Source organism: Sphingomonas sp., from assembly GCF_023266535.1.
In the GTDB taxonomy this organism is placed as follows: Bacteria; Pseudomonadota; Alphaproteobacteria; order Sphingomonadales; family Sphingomonadaceae; genus Sphingomicrobium.
The window spans coordinates 1-11,785 of the sequence record NZ_JAHFPY010000025.1 but is presented as its reverse complement, the minus strand read 5'-3'; the positions used below and the strand labels follow the sequence as shown (position 1 = coordinate 11,785).

General features: G+C 63.8%; 14 protein-coding genes. 5 read left to right on the top strand and 9 right to left on the bottom strand.

Annotated features, from left to right (window positions below):
• Together Q0C64_RS05565 and Q0C64_RS05560 are read right to left on the bottom strand one after the other, a co-directional pair.
• A partial coding sequence (locus Q0C64_RS05565; protein WP_294121396.1) for an alpha/beta hydrolase occupies window positions 1-766 on the bottom strand: 766 nt, incomplete at its 3' end.
• Window positions 763-1,644 carry a pirin family protein gene (locus tag Q0C64_RS05560; RefSeq protein ID WP_294121395.1) on the bottom strand — a complete coding sequence of 294 codons (882 nt, stop codon included), beginning with the start codon at window positions 1,642-1,644 and terminating at the stop codon, window positions 763-765. The genes Q0C64_RS05560 and Q0C64_RS05565, both read right to left, overlap by 4 nt.
• 312 nt (window positions 1,645-1,956) lie before the next feature.
• On the opposite strand from Q0C64_RS05560, the gene Q0C64_RS05555 reads away from it, so the two are divergent.
• Entirely contained in the window at window positions 1,957-5,109 is a 3,153-nt protein-coding gene (locus Q0C64_RS05555) for an autotransporter domain-containing protein (RefSeq protein ID WP_294121394.1), read from the top strand.
• A gap of 21 nt (window positions 5,110-5,130) precedes the next feature.
• On the opposite strand, the gene Q0C64_RS05550 is transcribed toward Q0C64_RS05555, so the two are convergent.
• Window positions 5,131-5,415 carry a BolA family protein gene (locus tag Q0C64_RS05550; protein ID WP_294121393.1) on the bottom strand — a complete coding sequence of 95 codons (285 nt, stop codon included), beginning with the start codon at window positions 5,413-5,415 and terminating at the stop codon, window positions 5,131-5,133.
• Between the two features lie 37 nt (window positions 5,416-5,452).
• On the opposite strand from Q0C64_RS05550, the gene Q0C64_RS05545 reads away from it, so the two are divergent.
• Together Q0C64_RS05545 and Q0C64_RS05540 are read left to right on the top strand one after the other, a co-directional pair.
• Window positions 5,453-6,028, top strand: coding sequence for a J domain-containing protein (locus Q0C64_RS05545; protein WP_294121392.1), 576 nt, complete (start codon window positions 5,453-5,455; stop codon window positions 6,026-6,028).
• Window positions 6,025-6,324, top strand: coding sequence for an antibiotic biosynthesis monooxygenase (locus tag Q0C64_RS05540; protein ID WP_294121391.1), 300 nt, complete (start codon window positions 6,025-6,027; stop codon window positions 6,322-6,324). Before Q0C64_RS05545 ends, Q0C64_RS05540 begins: the two co-directional genes overlap by 4 nt.
• Here Q0C64_RS05540 and Q0C64_RS05535 read toward each other — a convergent pair.
• Genes Q0C64_RS05535 through Q0C64_RS05505 form a run of 6 tightly spaced genes read right to left on the bottom strand, consistent with a single transcriptional unit; the run spans window position 6,321 to window position 10,255 of the window.
• Complete coding sequence (locus Q0C64_RS05535; protein WP_294121390.1) at window positions 6,321-6,995, bottom strand: glutathione S-transferase family protein; 675 nt, start codon at window positions 6,993-6,995, stop codon at window positions 6,321-6,323. The genes Q0C64_RS05540 and Q0C64_RS05535 overlap by 4 nt on opposite strands.
• A gap of 24 nt (window positions 6,996-7,019) precedes the next feature.
• A complete protein-coding gene (locus tag Q0C64_RS05530; RefSeq protein ID WP_294121389.1) occupies window positions 7,020-7,517 on the bottom strand; it encodes a VOC family protein in 498 nt (165 codons plus the stop codon).
• Between the two features lie 12 nt (window positions 7,518-7,529).
• Entirely contained in the window at window positions 7,530-8,354 is an 825-nt protein-coding gene (locus Q0C64_RS05525; RefSeq protein WP_294121387.1) for a VOC family protein, read from the bottom strand.
• 24 nt (window positions 8,355-8,378) lie between these two features.
• Window positions 8,379-9,119: a DUF1428 domain-containing protein gene (locus tag Q0C64_RS13400; protein WP_366004354.1), complete on the bottom strand. Its 741-nt coding sequence runs from the start codon at window positions 9,117-9,119 to the stop codon at window positions 8,379-8,381.
• Entirely contained in the window at window positions 9,116-9,793 is a 678-nt protein-coding gene (locus Q0C64_RS05510) for a glutathione S-transferase family protein (RefSeq protein WP_294121385.1), read from the bottom strand. The genes Q0C64_RS13400 and Q0C64_RS05510 overlap by 4 nt, the downstream gene beginning before the upstream one ends.
• Before the next feature lie 3 nt (window positions 9,794-9,796).
• Window positions 9,797-10,255 (bottom strand): VOC family protein, encoded by a 459-nt coding sequence (locus Q0C64_RS05505; protein WP_294121383.1) that lies wholly within the window; start codon window positions 10,253-10,255, stop codon window positions 9,797-9,799.
• A gap of 67 nt (window positions 10,256-10,322) precedes the next feature.
• Here Q0C64_RS05505 and Q0C64_RS05500 point away from each other — a divergent pair, with 67 nt between their 5' ends.
• Together Q0C64_RS05500 and Q0C64_RS05495 are read left to right on the top strand one after the other, a co-directional pair.
• On the top strand, window positions 10,323-11,012 hold the full coding sequence (locus Q0C64_RS05500) for a winged helix-turn-helix transcriptional regulator (RefSeq protein WP_294121381.1): 690 nt from the start codon (window positions 10,323-10,325) through the stop codon (window positions 11,010-11,012).
• 42 nt (window positions 11,013-11,054) lie between these two features.
• Window positions 11,055-11,785, top strand: a 731-nt coding sequence (locus Q0C64_RS05495) for an AAA family ATPase (RefSeq protein ID WP_294121380.1), incomplete at its 3' end; no start/stop codon positions are given.

Here is an 11,785-nt window from a genome sequence, read left to right as displayed (position 1 = left end):
TCAGTTGGACGGGGAGCAGCGCCTTGTCTTCCATCCCCCAGATGACGCGGACCGGGATATGGATTTTGGGCACGCCGCGTTCGACCCAGGCGGGCAAGGCCGCATTCTCTCCCATTGCCGGGACCACCACCTGGCTCGACCGATACCAGTTGAGCATGGCGGTGAGGGCGCCGGGACGACTCCACTGGTCGATATAGATTTGACGCTCGGCGGGCGGGATCAGCGACATGTCGGCATGCTTGGCGAAGCTCTTGTCGAAGAATGTCTCGAATCCCATTACCTCGATCCCGGCTTCCATTCCGGGGTTGCGGAAGGCGCGAATATATTGCGACGCAGCGCGCTGCGGTTCGTCTTCGATCACGCTTTTCTGGAAGATCAGCGGATGGGGCGAATTGATGATCGCCAGCCGCTCGATTCGGGGGTTGCCGCGCAATGCGGCGGCCCAGGCGATCGCTCCGCCCCAGTCGTGACCGATCAATGCAAACCGATCGATCCCGAGGGCATCGGCCAGCGCAAAAATGTCGGCAACCAGCGTGTCGGTGGCATAGTCGGCGACATCCTGCGGCCGGTCGCTGTCGCCGAATCCGCGCAGGTCAGGCATCACCAGCCTGAGCTTGTCGGACAGCAGCGGGACGAGGCCACGCCAGGTCCGGTGCGATTCCGGGAAACCATGAACCATGATTACCGGCGGGGCGTCCTCCGGCCCGGCCAGCGCGACATTCATGGCAATGCCGGTCGACAGCGCGACTTTGCGCAGCTCGGTCACGGATAGGTCACCGTCAGCGGCACTTCGGGCAGCGGGATGAATTCCTGATCGTCACCGGGCACCAGCGGGAAGCGGCGCGCCTTCCAATCCTCCTTGGCCTGGTTGATGCGGTCGCGTGACGAGGAGACGAAGTTCCAGAAAACGTGGCGCGGGGTCGGGAAGGCCTCGCCGCCGAGCAACATGATCCGCGAGGGAGTTTCAGCCCGAAGCGTCATCTTCTCGCCCGGCGCCAACACGTAGAGAGTGAACGCCTCCAGCCGGTCGCCGTCGAGGCTGGCGTCCCCTTCGGTCACCAGCACCGCCCGCTCGTCGGTCATGGCATCAATCGGGATGCTCGATCCGCCGCCGAGCAGGATGTCGGCATAGATCGTCTCGCTATGCTGGGTGACTTTGGCGGTCTTGCCCCACAGCGATCCCATCAGGACGCGGGCCGAGACGCCCGGCTCCTCGACCAGCGGCAAAGCCGCCCCGTCGATATGTTCGAACGCCGGATCGATCTCCTCCTTGCCTTCCGGCAACGCCAGCCAGGTCTGCATGCCGTAGAGCGAGGGGCCATCGGCGCGAAGGGCGCCGGGCGATCGCTCGGAATGGACGATGCCTTTGCCGGCGGTCATCAGATTGACTGCACCGGGCTCGATCACCGCATGGCTGCCGATGCTGTCGCGATGTTCGATCGCGCCCTCGAACAAATAGGTGACGGTGGCCAGGTTGATGTGCGGGTGCGGCCTGACGTCCATGCCCTTGCCCGCTGGCAGTTTGGCGGGGCCGAACTGGTCGACGAAAATGAAGGGCCCGACCATTCGCCGCGGCTTTGACGGCAAGGTCCGGCGAACCTTGAAATCGCCGAGATCATGGGTGGTCGGAGTAATCGTTTCCATCGCCGCGACTCCTTTGCCCTGCTCAACCACAGTTGCGGGCAAAAAGGAAAGGGTCGATTCGGCAGTCATTAAAAACCGAAATCAAATCCGATACTTAAGAACAAAGTCGCCAAATTCGACAAACGGAGGTTGGCAGCCGCGTGGCAAATTGGCTAATCCGCGCGTGGCGGAGTTCCGCCAAGTTCAGTTGCGAATTGTGAAAACAGCATTTCAATCAGTTGCGAAGGTTCCCCGGCCTTCGCTACGCCTAAGAAAAAATCAAGAAGCGCCCGCGTGCCCCCGCTGCGGTGTGCTCCAGTCAGAGGACCCCCGATGCGCAAGCTGCTTGCCGCCACTTGTTTGACGCCCCTGTCGTTCGCTCTGCTTCCTGCAACCGCCAATGCTGAAATTGTCATCGGCAATGCGGTCACCACCCCGGTCCTGACCAACACCGGCAACGACGACATCCGTATTTCCTCGACCGGGTCAGTCAAGCCGACCAGCGGCAATGCGGTCACCATCAACAGCAGCGACAACGTCAAGAACGAGGGCACGATCCAGATTACCGGATCGAACAATTCGACCGGCATTCTCGCCAACCCCGGGTTCACCAGCGACATCACCAACTCGGGCTCGATCATCATCGACGAGAATTACACGCCGACCGACACCGACAATGACGGCGACATCGACGGCGTCTTTGCCCAGGGCAGCGGCCGGTTCGGCATCCATGTGCTGAGCGGAGGCACCTTTACCGGTAACATCCTCAACGCCGGCACCATCACCATCGAAGGCGCAGTTTCGGCGGGCATCGCGGTCGACAGCACGCTCCAGGGCAACCTGACCATGTCCGGCGGCACGATCAACGTGCTCGGCGACAACAGCGTCGGCGTCAGGGCAGCCGCGATCAACGGCAACTTCTCGCTCATCAACGGCGGTGTCCTGGCCCAGGGCGCCAATTCGGTCGGCGTCCAGCTCAACGGCAACGTCTCCGGTGCGGTGGTCATCCAGAACACCGTGACCGCCACCGGCTTCCGCTACACGTCGCCGCCGGCCGATACCTCCAAGCTTGACGCAGACGACTTGCTGATCGGCGGTTCGGCCGTGGTCATTTCCGGCAATGTCGGCGGCGGCATCATGTTCGACGCCAGGCCAACTACCAGCACGACCAATACCGACGTGGATGGCGATGGCATCCTCGACGCCAACGAAGGCACCGCCGCGATCTTCGCCGTCGGTTCAGCGCCCGCCGTCCAGATCGGCACTTCATCGCAAGCCGTCACGGTCGGCGCGGTCGCCTCGTCGACCGCCGGCCACGGCCTGGTGATCAAGGGCGGTATCCATGGCGTCGGCGTCTACAAGGGCGTTTCGTCGACCGGCCTGTCGATCGGCGGTGCCGGGCAGACCGTCACGATCGCCGGTGGCGCGACCATCAGCGGCTCGGTTACCGCCAAGTCGACCGAAGCCAATGCCACTGCCATCAAGATCGGAACCGGCACTACGCTCCCCGAGCTGGTCAATAGCGGCAGCATCTCCGCCGAAGGCGGCGGCACCGCCACCACCTCGGCCCAGGCGATCGTGATCGATACCGGCGCGACGGTTAACACTATCCGCAACAGCGGCAGCATCATCGCCGCTCGCAGTGGCACAGACGGTACCGCCGCCGCGATTGTCGACAAGTCCGGCGGGCTCAGCCTGGTCGAGAACACCGGCGTAATCGGCGTCAACAACAGCGACACGCTCGGCACCAGCGCCACCGCGATCGACCTCAGCGCCAATGCCGGCGGCGCCACCATCCGCCAGAAGGTCGTGGCCACCGGCACCGCGCCGGCGATCAACGGCCAGATCAAATTCGGCAGCGGCAACGACCTGCTCGACATCCAGGACGGCGCCGTCACCGGCAATGTCTTCTTCGGCGGCGGCAGCAACTCGCTGACTCTGTCCGGCGACGCGCTGATGAACGGCAATGCCGATTTCGGCGGCGGCGCCGGCGTGCTGCAGTTGGCCGGAACTTCCTCATATACCGGCAATCTGCTCAACAGCAGCAACATCGCCGCCACGGTCGGCGCCGGGTCGAAACTCAACGCGACCAATCTAGGCAGCGTCGGACTGGCCTCGCTGACGACTGGAACAGGGTCGACCCTCGGCGTCTCCATCGACGGCAATGCCGGCACCCACACGCTGTACAACATCAGCGGCGCGGCCAATCTCGGCACCAACAACCTTATCGCTGTAAACCTGCTCACGGTCGGCAATGTCGCGGGAACCTACAAGATCCTGCAGGCAGGTTCGCTGACGGTCGGCTCGGGCCTGAACAGTTCGGTCAGTGCCCTGCCGTTCCTGTTCGACAGCAGCCTGGTCACGACCGTTCCCAACGAGGTTTCGCTGACGATCCGGCTGAAGTCCGCCGCGGAGCTCGGCATCAACCGGTCGGAAAGCGACATCCTCGACGCGGTGCTGGGCGCTGCCGACAGCGATGCCCCCTTGGCCGGCGTGCTGCTCGACATCGGCGATAGCGCAACGCTGCAGGACACGCTCCAGCAGATGTTGCCGGACCATGCCGGCGGCACATTCGAGGCGACGACCAAGGGCGTGCGGCTTACCAACCGCATCTTCCTCGATCCGCGCGCCCCGGGCGAGCCGGGCGACTGGCGCGTCTGGACCGAACAGGTCGGCTGGGCTTCGACCAAGTCGATCGGTGATACCTCTGCCTATCAATTCGGCGGCTGGGCAGCGACTTTTGGCCTCGAGGCCGGGCTCGGCAAGGCCGGCGGGGTCGGCGTGACGCTGGCTTACCTGACCGGCCGCGACACCCACAGCGCCAACGAGATGACCAGCGACCAATATGAAGCTGGCGTCTACTGGCGCGGCAAGTGGGGTGGGCTCAGCAGCTATGCCCGCGCCACCGCGGCAACGATTACGTTCGACAATACGCGCCGGTTCAGCGGCACGTCCAATGGCGTGCTGGTCGAGCGCGAAGCGGTGGGCAATTGGAACGGCCGGCTTTACTCGGCCTCGTTTGGTGCCGCTTACGACCTCAAGGTCGGCGGCCGCTTCTCGGTCCGCCCGTCGGTTTCGCTCGATTACCTCAAGCTGACCGAGAAGGCCTATGACGAGACCGGCGGCGGCACAGCTTTCGACCTCCATGTCGAAAAGCGCAACAGCGACGAGACCGGCGTCAATGCCACCGTCGCCTTTGGCTACGACCTCTTCGGCAAGCGTGAGGACCAGACCTGGCTGCGGGTTGAGGCGGAAGGCGGCTATCGCAGCATCGTCAGCGGTTCGCTTGGCAAGACAGTCGCTTATTTCGAGAGCGGCGACCCCTTCACGCTGACTCCGGAGAAGCGCTCCAGCGGCTGGCTCGGCAGCGTGCGCGCGCTGGGCGGCGACAATGGCCTCGTCGTACTCGGCGAAGTCAACGGCGAAGACCGCGATGGCAACAAGACCTCCGTTGGCGGCCGCTTCGGCGTCCAGCTCGCACTGTAATCATCGATGCACGGCGCCGGGCTATTCGCCCGTCGCCGTCGCGCGGATGGTTAGCGCGTGTACCCGTTCGCGCATCAGTTCGCCGAGCGCGGCATAGACTTTCCGCTGCCGTTCGACCCTGTTCAGGCCGGCGAAGGCCGGGCTTTCGATGGTCAGCGCGAAGTGGCTTTCGCCGCGCGGGTCGTGGCCGGAATGGCCGACATGCATCCGGCTTTGGTCTTCGAGGACCAAGCGCGTCGGCTTGAGCGCGGCATTGAGCCGCTCGATCATTTCCCTGGCGACGGGTCCGGTAGCAGTGTCGGTCATCGCTCCTATATAGGGGTGTTCAAGGCGAGAGGGACAAGTGGCGACCACGCGGCAGACCAAATGGCACGGACGGGTGGAGGGCGCGAAGGCCCGCTGCTCGGTGCGCGGCTGCAAGCAGCCGGGTGAGTTTCGGGCGCCGTTGACCGCGTCGGACTTTGATGGCCCGGGTACCTGGCAATGGCTGTGCCTCGACCATGTCCGCGAGCACAATGCGAAGTACAACTTCTTCGAAGGCATGAGCCCAGAGGAGATTCAGGCCGCGCAATCGCCGATCGCGGGCTGGGACCGGGCGACCCGGGCCTTTGCCCATGTCGGCACCGATGCCGGACCGGCGTGGCGCGATTTCGCCGATCCGCTCGACGCCATCGCCGCCCGTTTCCAGCCCGAGGCGCAGCGGCGGGCGATCGACCGCTTCACCGCCAAGGAACGCCACGCGCTCGGCGTGATGGGGCTCAATGACGACACCGACCTGCACAGGGTTCGCAAACGCTATTCTGAGCTGGTGCGGCGCTATCATCCCGACCGCAATGGCGGCGACCGCAGCCATGAGAAGATGCTCCGCGAAGTCATCGAGGCCTGGCAGACACTGCGCGTCGCAAAGGCATTCACATGAGTCACGTCCGCTTGTGGAAGTTCGAGGTCCCGCCCGCGACCGAAGAGCGCTTTCTCACGGCCTACAAAGCCGACGGCGACTGGGCGCGGCTGTTCGCTACGGCACCCGGCTTCATCCGTACCGATCTATGGCGCGACGGCGACGGCATCTATCTGACCGCCGATCATTGGGAATCGGTTGAAGCGTTTGAACGCTTTCAGGCCGGGCAGGGCGACGATTATCGCCGGCTCGACGCCGAACTCGAAGGAATCGCCGGGATCGAAACGTTTGTCGGCGCCTTCGACCTGGTCGATTAGTCGCGGTCCGGCGCGCCCAGCGGGAAATAGGGCCGGTAGGGCCGTGCGCCTTCAACGGACTTGCTGACGGCCGGATGGGCCAGCAGCCTGGCGCGATAGGCCTTGAGCCGTGGTCGGTCCTCACCGATTTCATCGACCCAATCGGCATAGAATAGGGCGGGGGCCGCAGCACAATCGGCCAGCGTAAACGAGTCACCGGCTGCCCACTCGCTGTCGGGCAGATTGGCCTCGAGCCAGTCGTAGGCGACCCTCAGCGCCTTCAGTCCTTTCTCGGCGCCATAGGCGTCGCCGCAGCCTTCGGGCCGGAGCGCGTGATTGACCGCCGGCTGCATATTGCCCTGGATGTGGAGGTCGAAGAAGCGGTCGAGAAACCGCACCCGCCGCCCTGTCTTGCCTTCCGGGATCCAGACGTTTGGACCCGGGTGATAGGCCTGCAGATGCTCGATGATGCAGGACGTCTCGGCAATCAGTTGGCCGTCATCGACCAGCACCGGGAATTTGCCGATCGGCCAAAGCTCCATGAGCTCGCCCATCACGCCGGGAAAGGCAGGGTCAACATTGCGATACTCGTAGGCCGTGCCGTCGGCATCGAGCGGGATTTGCACCTTCCAGCAATAGGAGCTGAACGGGTGGCCATAGAGTATCAGGCTGATCGGGCGCGATCCTGGCACTTCCCGCGCAGCTCACCGGCCAGCTTATGCATCGGCCGTCTCGCCTTTTAGCGCGGCCTCGATTTTGGCGACGTCGATCTTCTTCATTGTCAACATCGCCGCGAACGCGCGCTTCGCCGCGGCCTTGTCCGGATGATTATTGGCCTCGAGCAGCACGCGCGGCGTGATCTGCCAGGAGAAACCCCATTTGTCCCGGCACCAGCCGCAGGCGCTTTCCTCGCCGCCATTGCCGATGATCGCATTCCAGTAGCGGTCGGTCTCCGCCTGGTCTTCGGTAACGACCATGAAGCTGATCGCTTCATTGGGCTTGAAATTGGGGCCGCCGTTGAGTCCGACAAAGGATTGGCCAAGCAGGGTGAAACTGACCGTCAGCTCGACGCCTTGCTCGCCCCCGGGGAAATCGCCGGGAGCCTTCATCGCCTCGCCGACGCTGCTGTCGGGGAAGGTAGAAGCGTAGAATTCGGCGGCCTTGCGGGCTTCCCCATGGTCGAACCACAAGCAGGTGGTCAGCTTGTTGCTCATGCTGCTTGCTCCTTACTGGCCGCCGACCAGGGCAAACTCTGCGCCCTGCGGATCGCTGCCGATGATGATGTAGTCGCCGGTCGGGACCTGGTGCGGGCCCATATGGATGGTTCCGCCATTGGCCTCGGCCGCCTGTTGCGCGGTCGCGATCGAAGGTACGCGAATATAATATCGCCACTTGGGCTGCGCGCCCGGCATGACCCCGCACAAAGCGCCGATCCGCGTTCCGCCATGGTCGAGGAAGCGGTATTCGCCCATCGGGCCCATATCCATGAACTCACCGTCATCCCATCCGAACAGCTCGGTGTAGAATTTCCGGGCAGCTGCTGGATCGTTGGTCGAAAGCTCGTTCCAGCTGACCCGCTGCTGCTCGGTCGGCGAGAAGACATCGCTTTGCGCGTCCAGCTTTTCGGCCGGCGGGATCGGCTTCATCACATAGAAGGGTGCGCCTTGGGGATCGGCGACCATCGCGATCCGGCCTTGCGGAATATCGAATGCCGGCATCAGCGTCTTGCCGCCCCGCGCTTCGATCGCGGCAACCGTCGCATCGACGTCGTCGACGCCAATATAGCCCAGCCAGATCGGCCTGGCGCCATGGCTCTGCATCTCGTCGTTGATCTTCAGCACGCCGCCGGCGAAGCCGCCGTCCGAGCGCCCGATCATGCGGTAATCCTGGTCGCCGCCGATCGGCTCGCCAATCGACCAGCCGACAACCGCGCCATAAAAACTGGTGGCGGCGTCGGGGTCCGGCGTCATCAACTCATACCAGACATTGCTGCCCTGCAGCGGGCGCGCTCCCGCCTCGGCGCGCGGCGGCGCCAGAATCGTGTCGGTCATTATCCCTCTCCTCTACCCGGCGGTTCAGGCTTCCGCCGGCTCCTTGGTCTTGGCAGTGTCGAAAATCGGTTCGAAGCCGCCCCAGAACATGCGCTGGCCGGAGAAGGGCATGTCGCCTTCCGGCTTCAGGCTTTCGTCTTCCATGATCGTCTTCCAGCCCTCGTCACGCGTGGCCTTGTCGGGCCATTCGATGAACGAGAAAACAACCTTCTCGCCTTCCTCGGCCTTCGCGGCGCGGTAGAAGTCGGTCACTTCACCCCTGGGGACATCGTCCGACAGCGCCTCGACGACGCGCGTCGCGCCATGCTGGCGGAACACTTTGGCCATTTTCGAGGCCAGCTCGCGATATGCCTCGGTCTTCGCTTCCGGCACCGGAACGACGAACCCGTCGGTATAGTCGCCGCGCTCGCTACCCTCCTCGACGATTGGCTCGAAGCCGCCGAAGATCATGCGCTTGCCGTCGAACGGCATGTTGGCGCCAAATTCCTTCATGCGCTCGTCGCTGCGCATTTTCTCATTGGCGGCGTCGCGGGTCGCCTTGTCGGGATATTCGAACCAGGAAAAGACCACCTTCTCGTTCGGCTTGGCGTTGACCGCCTTGCGGAAGTCGGTGACCTTGCCTTCGGGAACGTCGCTGTCCCAGGCCTCGATATGGCGCCCGACGCCGAATTCCTTGAAGATCGGTGCGGCATCGGCAGCGCTCTTGCGATAGGCATCCTTGTTCGCCTCCGGCACCGGGACGATGAATCCTTCGATATAGCTCATGCTGCCTCTCCTTCGGGTTCATGTTGCTTATAGGCGGCCAGCTGGTCGGCCAGCGCACGCTGGAACGCCGGGCGGGCTTCGCCGCGCTTCTGAAAAGCGGCCAGGTTGGCGAAGCCGGCGACCAGGTCGGTGTGACGCAGGAAGCGCAGCACGGTGATCATCAGCAGGTCGCCGATGGTGAAGCGGTCGCCTTCCAGCCATTGCTTGTCGCCCAGCCATTCGGACACGCGCTTGAGCTTAAGCTTGGCGAATTCCTCGGCGCCCGGGCGGCGCAGCTTGGCCCATTCCTCGCCGGCATAGAAAATGTCGATCAGCAGCAGGTTGAGGATCGCCGGCTCGACGCTGTTGAGCGCGGCATAGGTCCACTGGATGGCCCGATATTTGCCCTGCGGATCGCGCGGCAGCAGGGCTTCGCTCTGTTCGCCGAGATACTGGACGATCGCCCCGGTCTCGAAGATCCGGACCTTGCCGTCGTTGAAGCACGGCACCTGGTCGAACGGCTGCTCGCGCAAATATTCGGCCGGCCGGACCTGGTCGAGCAGGCGGGCGCGATAGTCGAGTCCGGCCTCTTCAAGGGCCCAGCGCACCCGCAGGTCGCGGACCACGCCCTGGGCGAACTCCGGCACCAGCTTGAAGGCGGTGATTTCGACTGTTGCGTTGTCAATGAGGGCCATGGTTCAGGCCTCCTGCTTGGTCGGTTCGGCCAGCGGCTGGTGCTCGACCGGCTGCTCGCCACTGGCAACTGCCGGATCCATCCAGAACGGCTCCCAATTGTGGCCGTCAGGGTCCTCGAAGCTGCGTTGGTACATGAAACCATGATCCTGCGGGGGGCTGACGTCGGCGAGGCCGCCCGCCTTGCCGGCGGCCTCGACGATCGCATCGACATCCGTCCGGCTGTCGCGGCTGATCGCCAGGGCGAACTGCGCCGATCCCTTGGCATCGACCATCTTCTTGCCGGTGAACGTCTTCCAGAAGTCGTGGGTCAGCAGCATTACGTAGATCGTGTCCGACCAGACCATCGACGCGGCCTGCTCGTTGGTGAACTGCGGATTGTTGGTGAAACCGATCGCCTCATAGAAGCGCATCGACTGCGGCAGGTCGGTGACCGGCAGGTTTACGAAAATCATCTTCGACATCGCCCAATGCCTCCCTTGCGACTCGATTCGCCTTGAACTTAGGCCGCGCTAGTTATAAATTGCAACAATGGCGTTACAAAAACTAACTAAGGCGCAACGAGCCGACGACAGACGGAGGTACGACGATGCCTGCGCGGCAGCTCATGGCATGGACTTGATTGGTGAACGCTGGTCGATGCCGTTGATCCGCGAGTTGCTGCTTGGACCACGCCGCTTCTCGGACCTTAAAACGAGCCTGAACGGAATTAGTGCCAACGTCCTGACGCAAAGATTGGAGGGGCTTGAGGGCGCCGGCGTGCTGGTCCGCCGCAAGCTGCCGCCGCCCGCCTCGGTGCAGGTCTATGAGCTCACTCCCTGGGGCTATGAGGCGGCGCCGATCTTCCAGGCGCTCGGCCGCTGGGCGGTGCGCAGCCCCTATCACGATCCTACACGGCCGTTCAGCCCGGTCTCGCTGATGCTGTCTTTGAGGACAATGCTCAGTCCGGTGGCCGCCGGCGATCTCAAGGCCAAGATCCAGCTCCACATGAATGGCGAGCCTTTTTTCTGGGCCCGCAACAAGAAGGGCGAGATCCGCATCGGCCGCGGTGAGCTGGAGGAGCCCGACCTCATCATTCGCGGTACGCCGAGTGAGATCGCCAGCTACGTCTATGCCGGCGCGCCCTTATCTTCGCTCGACGTCACCGGGGACCTGAAGCTTGCTTCGCGGCTGCCAGGCTTGTTCCCGATGCCGGAGAAGGCGCGGCTTGAGGCGGCTTGAGGCGGCTTGAGGCGGTTGGCCGAAGTGCGTAAGGCGGCGGCCATGACCGAGATTCCCAACGTCACGCTCGACAGCCGTTCCGAGACGATTCTCGCTTCGCCCGACAAGATGGTGAAGGTGCGCGAGGCGTTCGGCGTCGACAGCGACCTTGAGGTGCCCGCCTTCACCGAGGCCGACGAGAGGGTGCCGGATCTCGATCCCACCTATGTGTTCGATCCCGACACGACCATGGCGATCTGCGCCGGCTTTGCCAGCAATCGCCGCGTGATGGTCCAGGGCTATCACGGCACCGGCAAGTCGACCCACATCGAACAGGTGGCGGCACGGCTCAACTGGCCATGCATCCGCATCAACCTGGACGCGCATATCAGCCGCATCGACCTCATCGGCCGCGACGCGATCGTCATCCAGGACGGCCAGCAGGTGACCGAGTTCCGCGAAGGCCTGCTGCCGTGGGCTCTGCAGCATCCGGTGGCCCTGGTGTTCGACGAATATGACGCCGGCCGGCCCGACGTGATGTTCGTCATCCAGCGCGTGCTGGAGACCGACGGCAAGCTCACGCTGCTCGACCAGAATAGGGTAATCCGTCCCAATCCCTGGTTCCGGCTGTTCTCGACCACCAATACCATCGGCCTGGGCGACACCAGCGGCCTCTATCACGGCACGCAGGCGCTCAATCAGGGCCAGCTCGACCGCTGGAACATCGTCGCCACGCTCAACTATCTGCCGGCCGAGACCGAGGCGCAGATCGTCCTCGCCAAGTCGGGCGAATA

Bases quoted from the DNA above. Each gene is read 5' to 3' on its own strand.
- Q0C64_RS05540 (WP_294121391.1), top strand. From the start codon at position 6,025: ATGAGTCACGTCCGCTTGTGGAAGTTCGAGGTCCCGCCCGCGACCGAA.
- Q0C64_RS05525 (WP_294121387.1), bottom strand. From the start codon at position 8,354: ATGACCGACACGATTCTGGCGCCGCCGCGCGCCGAGGCGGGAGCGCGC.
- Q0C64_RS05555 (WP_294121394.1), top strand. From the start codon at position 1,957: ATGCGCAAGCTGCTTGCCGCCACTTGTTTGACGCCCCTGTCGTTCGCT.
- Q0C64_RS05500 (WP_294121381.1), top strand. From the start codon at position 10,323: ATGGCGTTACAAAAACTAACTAAGGCGCAACGAGCCGACGACAGACGG.
- Q0C64_RS05530 (WP_294121389.1), bottom strand. From the start codon at position 7,517: ATGAGCAACAAGCTGACCACCTGCTTGTGGTTCGACCATGGGGAAGCC.
- Q0C64_RS05550 (WP_294121393.1), bottom strand. From the start codon at position 5,415: ATGACCGACACTGCTACCGGACCCGTCGCCAGGGAAATGATCGAGCGG.
- Q0C64_RS05505 (WP_294121383.1), bottom strand. From the start codon at position 10,255: ATGTCGAAGATGATTTTCGTAAACCTGCCGGTCACCGACCTGCCGCAG.
- Q0C64_RS05560 (WP_294121395.1), bottom strand. From the start codon at position 1,644: ATGGAAACGATTACTCCGACCACCCATGATCTCGGCGATTTCAAGGTT.
- Q0C64_RS05510 (WP_294121385.1), bottom strand. From the start codon at position 9,793: ATGGCCCTCATTGACAACGCAACAGTCGAAATCACCGCCTTCAAGCTG.
- Q0C64_RS13400 (WP_366004354.1), bottom strand. From the start codon at position 9,119: ATGAGCTATATCGAAGGATTCATCGTCCCGGTGCCGGAGGCGAACAAG.